At 62.7% G+C, this 16,069-nt stretch carries 11 protein-coding genes; 4 read left to right on the top strand and 7 right to left on the bottom strand.

Going from position 1 to position 16,069, the window contains the following annotated elements; translation table 11 throughout:
* Positions 1-63 precede the first annotated feature (63 nt).
* Positions 64-1,119 (top strand): 3-dehydroquinate synthase, encoded by a 1,056-nt coding sequence (gene aroB, locus RMO51_RS10025; RefSeq protein WP_310394300.1) that lies wholly within the window; start codon positions 64-66, stop codon positions 1,117-1,119.
* Between the two features lie 152 nt (positions 1,120-1,271).
* On the top strand, positions 1,272-2,396 hold the full coding sequence (locus tag RMO51_RS10020; protein WP_310394299.1) for a 3-phosphoshikimate 1-carboxyvinyltransferase: 1,125 nt from the start codon (positions 1,272-1,274) through the stop codon (positions 2,394-2,396).
* On the opposite strand, the gene RMO51_RS10015 is transcribed toward RMO51_RS10020, so the two are convergent.
* The 6 genes from RMO51_RS10015 to RMO51_RS09990 all read right to left on the bottom strand — a co-directional run bounded on the left by RMO51_RS10015 (position 2,380) and on the right by RMO51_RS09990 (position 13,299).
* Positions 2,380-3,090 (bottom strand): helical backbone metal receptor, encoded by a 711-nt coding sequence (locus RMO51_RS10015; RefSeq protein ID WP_310394297.1) that lies wholly within the window; start codon positions 3,088-3,090, stop codon positions 2,380-2,382. The genes RMO51_RS10020 and RMO51_RS10015 overlap by 17 nt on opposite strands.
* Before the next feature lie 213 nt (positions 3,091-3,303).
* Positions 3,304-4,374, bottom strand: a complete 1,071-nt coding sequence (locus RMO51_RS10010; protein ID WP_310394295.1) for a M42 family metallopeptidase — start codon at positions 4,372-4,374, stop codon at positions 3,304-3,306.
* Between the two features lie 111 nt (positions 4,375-4,485).
* A complete protein-coding gene (locus RMO51_RS10005; RefSeq protein WP_310394293.1) occupies positions 4,486-6,054 on the bottom strand; it encodes an acyl-CoA carboxylase subunit beta in 1,569 nt (522 codons plus the stop codon).
* Between the two features lie 200 nt (positions 6,055-6,254).
* Positions 6,255-8,360, bottom strand: a complete 2,106-nt coding sequence (locus tag RMO51_RS10000; RefSeq protein WP_310394291.1) for a S9 family peptidase — start codon at positions 8,358-8,360, stop codon at positions 6,255-6,257.
* A gap of 1,455 nt (positions 8,361-9,815) precedes the next feature.
* Complete coding sequence (locus RMO51_RS09995; RefSeq protein ID WP_310394289.1) at positions 9,816-12,425, bottom strand: ATP-dependent Clp protease ATP-binding subunit; 2,610 nt, start codon at positions 12,423-12,425, stop codon at positions 9,816-9,818.
* A 175-nt stretch (positions 12,426-12,600) separates the two neighbouring features.
* Complete coding sequence (locus tag RMO51_RS09990; RefSeq protein ID WP_310394287.1) at positions 12,601-13,299, bottom strand: WbqC family protein; 699 nt, start codon at positions 13,297-13,299, stop codon at positions 12,601-12,603.
* Positions 13,300-13,369: 70 nt separating this feature from the next.
* Here RMO51_RS09990 and RMO51_RS09985 point away from each other — a divergent pair, with 70 nt between their 5' ends.
* Together RMO51_RS09985 and RMO51_RS09980 are read left to right on the top strand one after the other, a co-directional pair.
* Positions 13,370-14,251, top strand: a complete 882-nt coding sequence (locus RMO51_RS09985) for a hypothetical protein (protein ID WP_310394285.1) — start codon at positions 13,370-13,372, stop codon at positions 14,249-14,251.
* Entirely contained in the window at positions 14,248-15,171 is a 924-nt protein-coding gene (locus tag RMO51_RS09980) for a lysophospholipid acyltransferase family protein (protein WP_310394283.1), read from the top strand. Before RMO51_RS09985 ends, RMO51_RS09980 begins: the two co-directional genes overlap by 4 nt.
* 83 nt (positions 15,172-15,254) lie before the next feature.
* On the opposite strand, the gene RMO51_RS09975 is transcribed toward RMO51_RS09980, so the two are convergent.
* Positions 15,255-15,887: an L-threonylcarbamoyladenylate synthase gene (locus RMO51_RS09975; RefSeq protein WP_310394280.1), complete on the bottom strand. Its 633-nt coding sequence runs from the start codon at positions 15,885-15,887 to the stop codon at positions 15,255-15,257.
* Positions 15,888-16,069 lie beyond the last annotated feature (182 nt).

The following is a 16,069-nucleotide window of genomic DNA, read 5'->3' as shown; positions in this document are numbered from 1 at the left end:
CCTCCCGCCAAGGTTGCTCAAGAAAACCGGCAATTCATGATTTTTTGTGCGGACTTTTGCCCCATGAACAGCACCGTCTTCATTGGCCCCGAAGCCCTGCCGGCTTTGGCCGAATTCCTGTACCGGCCGGCTGTAACCCGCGTTTTTGTGCTGGCCGACTCCAATACCGTCCGCCTGTGCCTGCCGCTGCTCGAAGCGCATCTGCCAGCTAACTACTCGTTGATTGAAATTCCGGCCGGCGAGGAATACAAAACCCTGGCCAGCTGCGACACCGTGTGGTGCGAGCTCACCGAGCAGCGCGCCGACCGCCACGCCGTGCTGGTGAACCTGGGCGGGGGCGTGGTCACGGACCTGGGCGGCTTCGCGGCGGCGCTCTACAAGCGGGGCATTCGGTTCGCTCAGGTGCCCACCACGCTCCTGGCGCAGGTCGACGCCAGCGTGGGCGGCAAAACGGGCATCGACTTTCAGGGGTTCAAAAACCAGCTGGGCGTGTTCCAGGCGCCCGCGGCCGTGTTCATCGAGCCCCGGTTTTTGCAAACGCTCGACCCGCGCCAGCTCAAGTCGGGCTACGCCGAAGTGCTCAAGCACTGGCTCATTGCCGACGCCGACGCCTTTCACCGCCGCCGCCGCCTGGGCTGGCTCACCGACGACTGGACCGATGTCATCCGCGAATCCGTGGCGCTCAAGCAGCGCATCGTGGCCCAGGACCCTTTGGAAAGCGGCCCGCGCAAGCTGCTCAACTTCGGCCACACCGTGGGCCACGCCCTCGAAAGCTACCTGCTGACGCAGCCCGGCCGCGAGGCCCTGCACGGCGAGGCGGTGGCCGCCGGCCTGGTGTGCGAGAGCTGGCTCTCGGTGCAGCGCGGCTTGTTGGAAGCCGAGGAGCTGGATAAAATCGAAACCTTTGTGTTTTCGGTGTTCGACAAGCTGGGCTTCGTGCTGCTCGAAACCGCCGCCATTGCCGAATTTGCGCTGCAGGACAAAAAGAACGCGGGTGCCACCATCAACTGCACCCTGCTCAACGGCATCGGCACCGGCGTGTTTGACCAGCCCGTTTCGCTGGCCGAAATTGCCGACTCGTTGCGCTACTACCATCGGCTCCAAAACGGAGTTTTTTAGATGCTCTAACTCCCACGCTTATCAACGCTTCCCTGCACCTTGCCTGGCCCGGTGGCCCGCTCCGCGGCACCGCCCAGCTGCCGGCTTCCAAAAGCGAAGCCAACCGCGCCCTCGTCCTGCAGGCCCTGGCCGGCGGCGGCACCCTGGATAATTTGTCCGACGCCCACGACACCCAGCTCATGCGCCGGCTGCTGGCCGCTGCCCCCGGCACCGCCGCGCTCGACGCCGAGGACGCGGGCACCGTCATGCGCTTTCTCACCGCCTACCTGGCCGTGACCGGCTGGGGCGGCCGCCTCACCGGCACGGCGCGCATGCAGGAGCGGCCCATTGCCGTGCTCGTCGACGCGCTGCGGCAGGCTGGGGCCCGCATCACTTACCTCCATAACGACGGGTTTCCGCCCCTGGAACTGGCGGGCTTTGCGGCCGCGGCGGCTGCCCAAAGCCCCACCGCGCTGGCCGTGCGCGGCGACATCAGCAGCCAGTACATTTCGGCTTTGCTGATGGTGGGTCCGCGGCTGCCCGGCGGCCTGCGCCTGCGCCTCACCGGCCCCGTGGGTTCCCGCCCCTACATCGACATGACGGTGGCGCTCATGCAGCGGTTCGGGGCCAACTGCGCCGCGGAGGACGACTGCTTGCTGGTCGCAGCCGGCGCGTACCAGCCCACCAATTACACGGTGGAAGCGGACTGGTCGGCCGCCAGCTACTGGTATGCCATGGTGGCCCTGGGTCCTCCGGGCTCGGAAATTGGGTTGCCGGGGTTGCGCCGCCAGTCTTTGCAGGGCGACCAGGCCATTGCGGGAATCATGAAGCATTTCGGCGTAGAAACCACGTTCCTGCCCGATGGTATTCACCTCCGGCAGCAGCCAATGCCCGCGAACAGCGAGGTGGCGACAGTGGATTTTACGAACTGCCCGGATTTGGCGCAGACCGTGGCGGTGGTGGCGGCGGCGCTGGCCCGACCCGTCGACATGACGGGCCTGGCAAGCCTGCGCATCAAGGAAACCGACCGGATTACGGCCTTGCAAGCGGAGTTGGCCAAATTCGGCGGGGAGCTGCGAGAAATAGCTGCCGGACGCTTCCGGGCCGAGTCGACGGGGTTCGCCGTGGCCAGCCAAGCGGTGGCCACCTACCATGACCACCGCATGGCTCTGGCCTTCGCGCCGCTGGCCCTGCGCGGCCCGCTCGTCATTGAGGCGCCCACGGTGGTTAAAAAATCCTACCCGCAATTCTGGACAGAGCTGGCAAGGCGTGGATTCGTGATTAGCGAAGCTGGCTGAAATACGCGGCGGACTGCTGCAAGCGGCTGCCGTACCAGCTGAATAATTCGCCGTTCACAACCTCAATGGCAGCCGCGGGGCATATTTCCCGGAACTCGGCGATGTGCTTCTCGCCAAAAGGGTAGGGCTCGGAGGATAGTAAAATGCGTTGTGGCGCGGCGGCGGCCAACTGCGCAGCGGTTATTTCCGGGTAGCGGCTCTGGCCGGCAAAGACATTGCGGAAGCCGGCCCGGCGGAGCATGTCGTCGATAAACGTGCCCGTGGCGGCTACCATGTAAGGTTTGCGCCAGATGAAGTAAGCCGCCGACGTTTCCGGCCCATCGGCTGCGAGGGCGGCAAAAGAAGCATCGATTGCCGCCGCCAATGCTTGGGCCCTCTCCTTGGCGCCCGCAAGAAAACCAACGCGCCGAATCATGTCCAGCGCTTCGGGAAGGGTGTTGATGTCGCTCAGCCACACCGGGAAACGAACGATTAATTCATCAATTCCCACCCGATAATTTTCCTCTTTGTTTCCAATAATTAAGTCGGGACTCAACGCGGCTATTTTCGGAAAAATAAAATTCTTCGTGCCACCAATTACCGTGGCCTTTGTCCGCGCTTCCGCCGGGTGAGTGCAGAATTTAGTGACCCCCACAATTTTCTCCGCCAGCCCCAAATCGAACAGCAGCTCGGTTTGCGACGGCACCAGCGACACAATGCGCTGCGGCGGAAACGGCACCGCCACCCGCCGGCCCATTTGGTCGGTAACGGTGAGGGGCAGTCGGAACCGCGGGTCGGCCGGATGGGTCGGATTCATCGGATTTCGGGGAGGGCACGCTGATTTTTGCAACATTCAACGGGGCAAAAAAGAAAATCGGCTGCAAAATCCCCCGAATCCGACCCATCCGGCCAATCAGTGGTTCAGGCGTCAGGCAAAATACCGGAAATCGTGGCCGTCTTCAACGCGCAGCAGCGTTTCGTAAATCAGTTGAATTACGTTTTGCACGTCGTCTTTGTGCACGGTTTCCACGGTGGTGTGCATGTACTTTAGCGGCAGCGAAATCAGGGCCGAGGCCACGCCGGAGCCGGAATAGGCGAAGGCATCGGTATCGGTGCCGGTGGCGCGGGTGGCCGAGGCGCGCTGGAAGGCAATGCCGTGCTTCTTGGCGGTGTCGATGATGAGGTCGCGCAAGTTGTTTTGCACGGCGGGGCCGTAGGTAATCACCGGGCCTTTGCCGCAGGAAATGTCACCGGAGGTTTTTTTCTCGTACATCGGCGACTGGCTGTCGTGGGTCACGTCCGTGACGATGGCCACGTCGGGGTTGATGCGGTGGGCCACCATTTCGGCGCCGCGCAGGCCGATTTCTTCCTGCACGGCGTTCACGATGTAGAGGCCGAAAGGCAGTTTTTTCTTGTTCTCCTTCAGCAGCCGGGCCACTTCCGCCACCATGAAGCCGCCCACCCGGTTATCAAGCGCCCGGCCCACGTAGTACTTGTCGTTCAGCACCGTGAACTCGTCCTCGAACGTGACCACGGAGCCCACGTACACGCCCATTTCTTCCACTTCCTCGGCACTGCTGGCGCCGCAGTCCAGAAACACGGTTTCGATGGTGGGCGCCTTGTCCTGCTCCACTTTGCGCACGTGGATGGCGGGCCAGCCGAATACGGCTTTCACAACGCCCTTCTCGCCAAAGATATTTACCCGTTTGCTGGGCGCCACCAACGGGTCGGAACCGCCGTTGCGGCGCAAGTAGATGTAGCCTTCCTTCGTGATGTAATTCACAAAATACGAAATTTCATCGGCGTGGGCTTCGATGACGACTTTGTACTTCGCTTTAGGATTAATCACGCCCACCACCGTGCCGTAGGTATCCACGAAATACTCGTCGATATACGGCTTCAGGTATTCCAGCCACAGTTTCTGGCCTTCTTTCTCGAAGCCGGTGGGGGAGGGGTTGTTGAGGTAGGTTTGGAGGAACTCGAACGATTCGGGACGCATGATTAACACGGATATTTCGCACGGAGGCAGAAGAAGTAAAAAGGAGTGCAGGGGAGTAAAAAGGACTTCGTGCAACTCCTTTTTACTCTCTTCTGCCTCCGTGCGAAAAAGCTACAGCGGAATGTTGCCGTGTTTTTTGCGCGGCATCACGTCCACTTTGTTTTCCAGCATTTTGAAGGCGCGAATTAATTTCTGCCGCGTTTGCGAGGGCAGAATCACCTCGTCCACGAAGCCGCGGTGGGCGGCGCGGTAGGGCGTGGCAAATTTTTCCTGGTACTCGTCCACCTTCTCCTGCAGCTTGGCGGCGGGGTCGGCGGCGGCGGCGATCTCGCGCTTGAAAATAATTTCGGCCGCGCCCTTGGCGCCCATCACGGCGATTTCGGCGGTGGGCCAGGCGTAGTTCAAATCGGCCCCGATGTGCTTGGAGTTCATCACGTCGTAGGCCCCGCCGTAGGCCTTGCGGGTGATGACGGTGATGCGCGGCACGGTGGCTTCGCAAAAAGCGTAGAGCAGCTTGGCGCCGTTGGTGATGATGCCGCGCCACTCCTGGTCGGTGCCGGGCAAGAAACCGGGCACGTCTTCGAGCACCAGCAGCGGAATGTTGAACGCGTCGCAGAAGCGCACGAAGCGGGCGGCCTTAGTGCTGGCGTTGATGTCGAGCACGCCGGCCAGCACGGCGGGCTGGTTGCCCACGATGCCGATGCTGCGGCCCGCGAGCCGGGCGAAGCCCACGACGATGTTCTCGGCGAAATTCTGGTGGACTTCGAGGAAAGAATCGGCATCGATGATGCCCTCAATCACCTCCCGCATGTCGTAGGGCTGGTTGGCGTTGTCGGGAATCAGCGCGTCGAGGACGGGGCGGCGCTCGTCGTCGCCGGCCGCGTAGGGCTGGGCGGGGGCGGTTTCCTCACAGTTCTGCGGCATGTAGCTCAGCAGCTGCTTGAGGTTGGTGATGGCCACCACTTCGTTGGCGCAGCTGAAGTGCGTGACGCCGCTCTTGGCCGAGTGGGTGCTGGCGCCGCCGAGCTCCTCGCTGGTCACCTCCTCGTGGGTCACGGTCTTCACCACGTTGGGGCCGGTCACGAACATGTAGCTCGTGTTTTCCACCATTAGAATAAAGTCGGTGATGGCCGGCGAGTACACCGCGCCGCCCGCGCACGGCCCCATGATGGCCGAGAGCTGCGGCACCACGCCCGAGGCCAGGGTATTTTTGTAGAAAATATCGGCGTAGCCGCCCAGGCTCACCACGCCCTCCTGGATGCGGGCGCCGCCCGAGTCGTTCAGGCCAATGACCGGGGCCCCGTTCTTCAGGGCCAGGTCCATGATTTTCACGATTTTCTCGGCGTGCGTTTCGCTCAGCGAGCCCCCGAACACCGTGAAGTCCTGCGAAAAAACGTACACCAAGCGGCCGTTCACCGTGCCGTAGCCCGTCACCACGCCGTCGCCGAGGTAGTGCTCTTTGTCGAGGCCAAAGTCCTTGGCCCGGTGCATCACGAACTTGCCAATCTCCTCAAACGAGCCCTCGTCCATCAGCAAGTCAACCCGTTCGCGGGCGGTGAGCTTGCCCTTCTGATGCTGGGAGTCGATGCGCACCTGGCCACCCCCGAGCAGGGCTTCTTCGTTTTTGCGGGCCAGTAAGTCGGTTTTGGAAAGGGGGGCGTGGGCGTGCGGGTCGGGCATGGGCAAGGGTGGGCGCGGCGCGAATCGGGCCGCGGGGATGGGGAGCCAAAGGTAGGTTACGGGCGAATTACGGGCGCGTTACGAAGCAGAGACCAATGGCCGCGCCAGGTTCTCCCCCTTCGGTGGAGCAAAAATCGGCTCCCGTGCCGGGGGCAGCACGGGAGCCGATGGCGCTGCTGCAAGACCTGATGACCTGCTTCTTACAAATTCTTGCCCAGCAGCTGCAGCATAAAGGCGTACTGCCGGGCCGTGTCGTCGATGGATTTGAAGCGGCCGGAAGCCCCGCCGTGGCCGGCGTTCATGTCGGTGTGGAGCAGGAGTTGGTTCTTGTCGGTTTTGAGCGCGCGCAGCTTGGCCACCCACTTGGCCGGCTCGTAGTATTGCACCTGCGAGTCGTGCAGGCCGGTGGTGACCAGGACGTTGGGGTAAGCCTGAGCCTTCACGTTGTCGTAGGGAGAATACGAAAGCATGTAGGTGAAATGGTCCTCGTTGGCGGGGTTGCCCCACTGGTCGTACTCGCCGGTGGTGAGCGGAATGCTGGGGTCCGACATGGTGGTGACGACGTCCACGAACGGCACGGCGGCGATGACGCCCTTGTAGAGGTCGGGGCGCATGTTCATCACCGCGCCCATGAGCAGGCCGCCGGCGCTGCCGCCCATGGCAAACAGCTTGTCGGGGCTGGTGAACAGCTGCTTGGGCGAAGCAGCGGTGCCGTCGGCCGCGGTTTGGGGCTTGGTAAGATACAGCGAGCAGTCGATGAAGTCGTTGAAGCTGTTGATTTTATGCAGCAGGCGGCCGTTCTCGAACCATTGCCGGCCCATTTCCTGGCCCCCGCGGATGTTGCACAGTGCGTAGACGAAGCCCCGGTTGAGCAAGCTCAGCCTGGCCGCGCTGAAGGTGGGGTCCTGCGAGAGGCCGTAGGAGCCGTAAGCGTACTGCAACAGCGGCGCGGTACCGTCCAGCTTGGTGCCCTTCTTGTACACGATGGACATGGGAATAAAAACGTTGTCGCGCGACTTCACAAACACCCGCTCCGACACGTAGTCGTGCTTGTTGAAGCCCCCGAGCACGGGCTGCTCCTTTAGCAGGGTGCCCGTGCGCGTGCTCATGTCGTACTCAAACGTGGAGGGCGGCGTGGCCAGCGAAGTGTAGTTGTAGCGCAGCAGCGGCGTGTCCATCTCGCGGTTGACCCCAACGGTGGCGGTGTACGCCTCCTCGTCAAACTTGAGGTAGTGTTCCTGCTTGTCCCGCCAGCTCACCACGCGCAGCTGGCGCAGGCCGCCCCTGCGCTCGTTGAGCACGAAGTAGTTGTTGAACAGCTCAAAATGGTCGAGGAAGATTTCCGGGTGGCGGGTCAGGGCGTCCGCCCACGCGGTCTTGGCCGTGTTGTTCACCGGCGTCGTCATCAGCCGGTAGTTGGGGGCCATCCAGTTGGTGCGCAGGTAAAACTTTTCGCCCAGGTGCTCCACTTCGTAGAGGTGGTCTTTCTCGCGGGGCAAGAACACCTTGAAAGGCCCGGTGGGCGAGCTGGCATCGAGGTAGCGGTACTCCGAGGAGAGCGAGCTTGCGATAACAATCCCGATGTACTTCCGCGATTTTGAGCGGTTTATTTCCAGGCTAAAAGTATTGTCCCGCTCCTCGTACACCAAGGCGTCGCTCTTGGGGTCGGTGCCCAGGGTGTGCCGGTACACTTGGTAGGGCAGCAGGGTCGTAACGTCTTTGCGGGTGTAAAACACCGTCTTGTTGTCGGCCGCCCACACCACTTCGCTGCCGGTGTTGGCAATGCGCTCCGGGTAGAGCTTGCCGGTGGCAATTTCCTTGAAGCGCAGCGTGTAGAGGCGCCGGCTTACGGTATCGGCGGTGTAGGCCAGCAGTTGGTTGTTGTCGCTCACGGCCCAATTGCCGATTTGGAAATACGGCCGGCCGTTGCCCAAATCGTTGGCATCGAGCAGCACTTCTTCGGGCCCGACGGTGCTGCCTTTTTTGCGGCAGTACACGGGGTATTCGCTGCCCAGGTCGAAGCGGGAATAGTAGTAGTAGCCGTTGTCGCGGTAGGGCACCGAGGTGTCGGCCTGCTTGATGCGGCCCTTGATTTCGGTCACCAGCTTCTGCTGCGTGGCCTGCGCGCTGGCCATTTGCTTGTCGTAATACAGGTTCTCGGCAGTGAGGTAATCGAGTACTTCGGGGCTGGTGGGCTGATTCAGCCAGTAATAGTTGTCGGTGCGCGTAATACCGAAATTGGTGAAAACCTTGGGCTTGATGGGGGCCACCGGGGCCGTCAGCCCCAAGCTTCTGGTCCTCGGCATGGGGGCGGCGGCCAGTGGCGCAGGGCTCGCCGCTGGCTTGGGCGCCGTGGTTGGGGGCAGCCCAGTCACTGAAGAAGGAGCGGTTGCCCCTGGTTTCGGTGCGGCCACCGGCTTGGGAGTTGCCATGGAAGTTGAAATGACCGCTGGCTTGGGAGCGGTAACTGGCTGGGCGTTGGCGGTGGGTTTCGATGCGGTTGCCACTGGCGGGGCTGCTGCCGGCACCGGAGCCGCCGCTGTTTTCATGGCGGCCATCGAAGCCGGAGCTGCTACCAGCGCGGGAGCCACGGTTGACTTAGGCACTGCCACTGGCTTTGGAGCCGGGGCTGGGGCCGGCGTCACCACCGGCCGCAGGGCGGCCGCTGGTTTCGGGAGGGTCGTCGGTTTGGCGCTGTTGACGGCGGCTTGAACCGGTGGAACGACGGGAACGGGGGCGAGCGCGGAGGCCGTTGGGGCCGGCTTCTTGGCAACGAGCACCGGAGCTGGTTTGGCCGGCGCGGAGAATCCCCGCACCGCCGGGCGGGCCGCCCCAATTGAAGGGGCGGCAATGGTTTTTTTGCCGACGGCCCCCGGCGTCGGTCCAACCGGGCTCGTGCGGCGCAGCGCCGGCGCTGCGACAGCCTTGCCGTAGGGCGGGCGGACGGCGGGCTTACCGTACTTACCGTAAGGGCGGCGGATGGCGGGCTTGCCGTAGGGGGGGCGGGCGGCGGGCTTGCGGGCGGCCAACGGGGTCCCCCATGTGCTTTTCGCAGCTTTAGTAGTCACAACCGGCTTGGCTCGGTATACGGGTTTTCGCCCCACCGGCGCCCTTTTTTTGGCCGCAGCCGCAGCCACAGTCGCCGTTGCCACCCGTGACGCGGGCACTTTCTTCGCCGGGCCCAGCCGGGCTGGTGGCGCCGGTTTCTGGCCGGGCGCCGCCTTTGCCCACCGGCGTACCGGCCGGGCCGGGCCGGCCAGTGGCGCCTTTTTCCAGCCGCCCGCCACCGGTTTTCGCCAAGTCTTGCGGCTGTAGACCCGTTTTTGGGGAAGGGGTTTTTGGGCCGAAGCCGCCACGCCCGGCTGCGGCGTTTTCTTGGGTACGGAAGCTTTGGGGACGGGAGTGGGCGCCACCTGAGCCGCCGCACTGCTCGCTAGCAACACGCTGATTCCGAACAGGCTTGCAAGTCGAAATAAATTCATAAGATTCAAAAGCGGCGGTAAACCCCTGCAAATTAATGTAATTTAACAACCTGGTCTTCCCTACCGGCGGGCGGGCCAAGCGCCCAGCAGCCGGGGAGCAGGCCCGGCAACCACGGGCAGAAGACGCATTTCGAAGGGCGGCCGCAAACGGGTAAAACGCAGCGTATCCAGTTGGTAGGTAACTGTTTCGAACCAGCAATTTACCACAAAAAAGCCGGCCCTCTCGCGAAGGCCGGCTTGCTGCTGCGCATGCACAGGAACCAGGGCTGGTGCCCCGTGTTATTTTTTCGCATCCGCGTCGGGGGCTTCCGGGGCTTCGGCCGGGCGCTCGTCGCTGGCGAGGTTCTGCGACTCGCCGCTCTTGGTTACGGCGAAGAGCAATTCCTCTTTACCCTCCTCGTAGTCGGCCGTGATGACGTCGCCGTGCACCACTTGGGCTTTTAGGATTTCCTCCGCAATCGGGTCTTCGATGTACTTCTGAATGGCGCGGTTCAGCGGCCGGGCGCCAAACTTGGGGTCGTAGCCCTTGTCAGCCACAAAATCCTTGGCCTTATCAGTCAATTCCACGCGGTAGCCCAGGGCCTTTACCCGCGAGAGCAGCTTGGCCAGGCTGATGTCGATGATTTTGTGAATGTCCTTCTTCTCCAGCGCGTTGAAGACGATAACGTCGTCCAGACGGTTGAGGAATTCGGGCGAAAACGTCTTCTTCAGCGCGTTGGTGATGGTGCTCTTGGTGAGCTCGTCCATGTTCTCCTGTCGGGCCTTGGTGCCGAAACCGATGCCGGCGCCAAAGTCCTGCAAGTCCCGCGCCCCGATGTTCGAGGTCATGATGATGATGGTGTTGCGGAAGTCCACCTTGCGGCCCAGGCCGTCGGTCAGGATGCCGTCGTCCAGCACTTGCAGCAGCAGGTTGTACACGTCCGGGTGCGCCTTCTCAATTTCGTCGAGCAGAATCACCGAGTACGGCTTGCGGCGGATTTTCTCCGTCAATTGCCCGCCCTCTTCGTAGCCCACGTAGCCGGGAGGCGCGCCCACCAGGCGCGACACGCTGAACTTCTCCATGTACTCCGACATGTCGACGCGCACCAGCGCATCCTCTTTGTCGAACAAATAAGTAGCGAGCACCTTGGCCAACTCCGTCTTGCCCACGCCCGTCGGGCCGAGGAACACGAACGAGCCAATCGGCTTCTTGGGGTCCTTCAAACCCACCCGCGTGCGCTGGATGGCTTTCACGAGCTGCTTAATGGCTTTCTCCTGGCCAATCACCTTGCCCTGCAGCTCCTCGTTCATGTTGAGCAGCTTCTGGCTTTCGTTCTGGGCCACGCGCGAAACGGGGATGCCGGTCATCATGGCAATCACCTCGGCCACGTTCTCCTCCTTCACCGTGTAGCGCTTCTTCTTAGTTTCCTCTTCCCAGCCTTTCTTGGCGGCTTCGAGTTGGTCCAGCAGCTTCTTTTCGGTGTCGCGGAGCTTGGCGGCTTCCTCGTATTTCTGCGATTTCACCACGCGGTTCTTCTCACCCTTGATGTTCTCAATCTGCTCTTCGAGCGTGAGAATGTCCTCGGGCACCACGATGTTGTTGATGTGCACGCGGGCGCCGGCCTCGTCCAGAATGTCGATGGCCTTGTCCGGCAGGAACCGGTCGGACATGTAGCGGTCGCTCAGCATCACGCACTGCTCAATGGCCTTGTCGGTGTACACCACGTGGTGGTGGTCCTGGTACTTGTCCTTGATGTTGTGCAGGATTTCGATGGTTTCCTCCGGCGTGGTGGGGTCCACCATCACCATCTGGAAGCGCCGGGCCAGGGCGCCGTCCTTCTCAATGTACTGGCGGTATTCGTCCAGCGTGGTGGCGCCGATGCACTGAATCTCGCCCCGGGCCAGGGCCGGCTTGAACATGTTCGAAGCGTCGAGCGAGCCCGAAGCGCCGCCGGCGCCCACGATGGTGTGCAGCTCGTCGATGAACAGAATCACGTCGGGCGACTTTTCCAGCTCGTTCATTACGGCCTTCATGCGCTCCTCAAACTGGCCGCGGTACTTGGTGCCGGCCACCAATGAGGCCAGGTCCAGGGTCACCACGCGCTTGTTGAACAGCACCCGGCTCACCTTCTTCTGGATGATGCGCAGGGCCAGGCCTTCAGCAATAGCCGTTTTGCCCACGCCGGGCTCCCCGATGAGGATGGGGTTATTCTTTTTACGGCGGCTCAGGATTTGGGCCACCCGCTCAATTTCTTTTTCCCGGCCCACGATGGGGTCGAGCTTGTCGTCCTCGGCCAGCTTGGTGAGGTCGCGGCCAAAATTATCGAGCACCGGGGTACGCGACTTTTCGCCGGGCTTCTTGGTGGCGCCGGCACTGCCCGCGCCGCCGCGCCCGCCGGGGCCGGAGGAGCCAAACAGCTTGTCGTTGTCGTCATCGTCGGTGTCCGGGCCGGCCTTGGGGCTCGGCGAGGCGTTGCCGTGGTAGTCCAGGGAGTCGCGCACAGTTTCGTAGTTCACGTTAAACTTGGAGAGAATTTGGGAGGAAATGTTGTCTTCATCGCGCAGGATGGACAGCAGCAGGTGTTCGGTGCCGATGATTTCGGACTTGAAGATTTTGGCCTCCAGGTAGGTTATTTTCAACACCTTTTCGGTCTGCTTGGTCAGCGGAATCGAGCCGGTGATGCTGGTGCCCTGCGTGGCGGTGTTGCGGGTGGCCTGCTCCAGCGAGAACTTCAGCTCGTCGATGGCCACGCCCAGCTTGCGCAGCAAACCCAGGGCGGTGCCTTCGGCCTCGCGAATCATGCCCAGCAACAGGTGCTCGGTGCCGATGTAGTCGTGACCAAGCCGGATGGCCTCTTCCCGACTGAGGGAGATAACCTCTTTGACGCGGTTTGAGAATTTAGCTTCCATGCCAATAAACGTAGTGAAAAATCAGATAGCCCCGCGTCGGGCGAATACACGAATAACGGGTTGGGCCGGTGTGGCTTGCAAACAAGCCGGTTCGGGCGAAGGTTCGGGCCGAAAAGGCCCTAAAGCGTTAATCTTAACGGCGACAGAAATTTACGGGTTGCCGCGCAAAACGCGGTTACTGCAAATACCCGCCGGCCGCCGGCCCCTGCGAAAACAGCAGGTCCAGCACGCTCAGCCCGGGCTCAAAACCTGGGCCAAATACCTGCGGGTACGGCCGCACCTGGGAACGGGCTGCCGGAGTGTCAGGTTCTGGGGCTCGCAAAGCACTTTTAGGTGTCAACCAGTCGCGCCGGTCCAGAAGCAACGGCGTGATTGATTGACCAAGCGGGGGAGCAAATGGTTGCTCGGCGTCGGTGGGGGTGGGGTAGTGCGGGCGGTAGTCGATGGTGAGGGCGAGGGGCAGGTTGAGGCGGAAGCAGCGGAGCAGCAGGCGCAAAAACTGCAGGTTCAGGTCGAAAAGCAGCGCCGGCTTGCTTACGTAAATATCGTGCAGGTAGTCGGCATAATATTCAAAGTACGGGCTGTTGCCGTAGGCAGTTTGCAGGGTGCGCCAGTGGCGATGCACCCAGTTCTGGCGGTAGTCGATTTCGATGGCCGCCGCCGTTACTTTTTCGGCCCGGTTGCCGTCGATGACCGGCACGGTGAGCGGCTGCACGCCCTGCGCCGTGCGGATGAGGCAGCGGTTGCGGAAGGTTTGCTTGCGGTAGTGCTCGTGCGCTTCGAGCAGCAGGCCGTCGGCGCGGAGCAGCTCGGCGAAGAGGGCGGCCGGGGGGTGGTAATGCAGTTCGGTAAGCAGAATCACGAAATGGGGCACCGGGCATGAAATTGAGGGGCAAAGTACGGGGTCCGGTCAGGGCCCGTCCTGGCAGCATTACTTTTGCCGCATGCGCAGCCTCCTGTTGTTTTCCGCCGTTGTTCTCTCGCTGGTTGGGCCGCTGGCCGCCTACGCGGGCCCGCCGCAAATTTTGCTTGACGTGGCCCGGTTCCGCAACCTGAATACGGTGCAAAAAGGCGCGGAGGTGGAAATCTACGTCACGGTGCCCACGCAGTCGCTCATGTACCGGCAGCGGGCGCCCAAGGCGTTTCAGTCGGCGGCCACGGTCACACTGGAAATCCTGAAAGCCGACGGCGCTTCGGCCTACCGCGAAGTCGTCACTCTCAAGCCGCCGGTGCTGAGCGATACCACCATTGCCATCAAAAACCCGCAGAGCTTTCTCAAGAGGGTACTGCTGCCCGACGGCAAATACACCCTGCGCGGCACCGTGCGCGACCAGTACCGCCCCACCGGCGGCGAAACGACGGTTGAAAAGCCACTGGTGCTCGAAACGCCGGTGGGCACTTTCCTAACCGACGTGGTGCTGCTGGCCCGGCCCGCTGCCCGCAGCGGGGGCGGGGATACTTTTGCCCGCGGCGGCTACCGGCTCACCCGGGCGCCCGGCAGCGCCTACGCCCGGGGCGCCGACAATATCTTTTTCTACACCGAGCTGCACGGGGCCCCGGTGGGCCAACCCCTGCGCGTGCACTACCACCTCACCACCCCCGACGGCTCGGCCGCCGACGCCGACGCCGACCTCACCCCCCAGAGCGGGCGCCCGACCACCGTGGTGGGGCAACTGCCGCTGGGCCCCTTGCCCGAAGGCCCGTTTACGCTGTTCGTGGAAGTGTACGGCGGGCCGGGCAATAAAAAGCTGCTGGCCGGGCACCGCGCCATTGGGCAGCGCAACCCCGTCGACTACGCGCCCGCCGGCGCCGCCGGGCCCCGATGAGCCAACCCGCACCCGGCGGAGCCGCCCGGTCCCGGCCCTACGCGTGGTACTACGAGCCGCTGCGGTGGCTGCTGCTGGGCCTGGCCCGGTTGCCGCTGGCGGGGCTTTACGGGCTGGCGGAGGGTATTTACTTGCTGCTGGCCTACGTGGTGCGCTACCGGTGGCCGGTGCTGACGACGAACCTGCGCCGTTCCTTTCCCGAGAAGTCGGAGGCGGAAATCACGCGCACTGGCAAGGATTTTTACCGGCACTTCGCGCAGGTGGTGGTCGAAATCCTGAAGCTGGCCGCCATCAGCCCCGCGGAGCTGGCCGAGCGGATGCGCTTCACCAACCCGGAACTGATGACGCGCGCTTTTGCCCAGGAGCGGCTGGTGCTCTCGCTGGGCTCGCACATGGGCAACTGGGAGTGGATTTTGAGCGGCGCGGCGCTGGAATTTCCGGGCCGGGCGGCGGGCGTGTACAAACCGCTGAACAACCCGTTTTTTGAGGATTTTATGCGCCGGCTCCGCACGCGACTGGGGGCCGATGCCGTGCCCATGCTCGCCACGCTGCGCTACCTGGTGGCGCACAAGGGCCAGGGCCACACCCTGAGCCTGCTCACCGACCAGGCCGCCGGCCCCGAAGACCGGCCCTACTGGACCACTTTCCTGCACCAGGACACCAGCTTTTACACCAGTGCCGACCGCCTGGCCGTGCAGCTCGACTGTGCGGTGCTCTACGTGGGCATCCGGCGGGTACGGCGGGGCTACTACGAAGTCACGTTCACCGAATTGCCGGACGGCCGCGCCGCCGCCGCCGCGCCCGCCGGCACCTTCCCCGTCACCGAAGCCTTTGCCCGCCAGCTGGAGCGCGACATGCAGGCCAGTCCCGAGCAATACCTGTGGACGCACCGAAGGTGGAAACACCAACGCTTCGCTTAATGAAGAATGAGGAATGAAGAATGAAGAATTATCGCCAGGGTAATTCTTCATTCTTCATTCCTCATTCTTCATTAAGCGAAGCGTTACAGGTATTGCTCGATGTCGCCCGCGCCCTGGCGGATGAGTTCGAAGTCGTCGTTGGTGCAGTCGATGATGGTGCTGGGGACGTTGCCGCCGAAGCCGCCGTCGATGACGAGGTCGACCAGGAGGCGGTACTTCTCAAAAATGAGGTCGGGGTCGGTGACGTATTCGTCCAGGGTGTTTTCATCTTCGCGCACCGAGGTGCTCACGATGGGATTCCCTAGCTCCTTGACCAGTTGGAGGATAATCTGGTTGTCGGGCACCCGGATGCCCACGGTTTTGCGCTTGGTGCCGCCGAAGCGGGGCGCGTTGGCGCTGGCTTCGAACAGAAAAGTGAACGGGCCAGGCAGCGCCTTCTTGATGACTTTGTAGGTGGCCGTGGTGATGCCATGGGCGTAGTCGGAGATGTGCGACAAGTCGTGGCAAATGAAGCTAAGGTTGGCTTTCTCGGGAAACAGCTTCTTAATGCGGCACACCTTGTCGACGGCTTTGGCGTTGGTCACGTCGCAGCCGATGCCGTACACCGTATCGGTGGGATAAATGATGACGCCGCCTTTGCGCAGGACGTCAACGGCTTGCTGGATGCGGTTGTGGGGCGGGTTTTCGGGGTGAATGCGGAGGAGGGTGGCGGGCATGGGGTGCGGTGAGGGATAACAAAGGTGACGGCGCGCGGCGGCCGGCCAGGGACGGCCGCCGGTGGCAAGGGGTTGCCGGCCGGGCCGAAGGCGCGGGCAAGGTACTACGCCCGGCCGAAACGAAACAACCACCGCTTGGCTTACCCGCCGCGGGGGCCGCCTTCGTACTTTTGACGCCGTTC

The organism is Hymenobacter sp. (genome assembly GCF_031398885.1).
GTDB lineage: Bacteria > Bacteroidota > Bacteroidia > Cytophagales > Hymenobacteraceae > Hymenobacter.
This window is presented reverse-complemented; position numbering and strand designations above follow the sequence as displayed.

Coding starts and splice junctions, on each gene's coding strand:
- aroB (WP_310394300.1), top strand. CDS start 64: ATGAACAGCACCGTCTTCATTGGCCCCGAAGCCCTGCCGGCTTTGGCC.
- RMO51_RS10010 (WP_310394295.1), bottom strand. CDS start 4,374: ATGCGTCCCGAATCGTTCGAGTTCCTCCAAACCTACCTCAACAACCCC.
- RMO51_RS10005 (WP_310394293.1), bottom strand. CDS start 6,054: ATGCCCGACCCGCACGCCCACGCCCCCCTTTCCAAAACCGACTTACTG.
- RMO51_RS10000 (WP_310394291.1), bottom strand. CDS start 8,360: ATGCCGAGGACCAGAAGCTTGGGGCTGACGGCCCCGGTGGCCCCCATC.
- RMO51_RS09995 (WP_310394289.1), bottom strand. CDS start 12,425: ATGGAAGCTAAATTCTCAAACCGCGTCAAAGAGGTTATCTCCCTCAGT.
- RMO51_RS09985 (WP_310394285.1), top strand. CDS start 13,370: ATGCGCAGCCTCCTGTTGTTTTCCGCCGTTGTTCTCTCGCTGGTTGGG.
- RMO51_RS09980 (WP_310394283.1), top strand. CDS start 14,248: ATGAGCCAACCCGCACCCGGCGGAGCCGCCCGGTCCCGGCCCTACGCG.
- RMO51_RS09975 (WP_310394280.1), bottom strand. CDS start 15,887: ATGCCCGCCACCCTCCTCCGCATTCACCCCGAAAACCCGCCCCACAAC.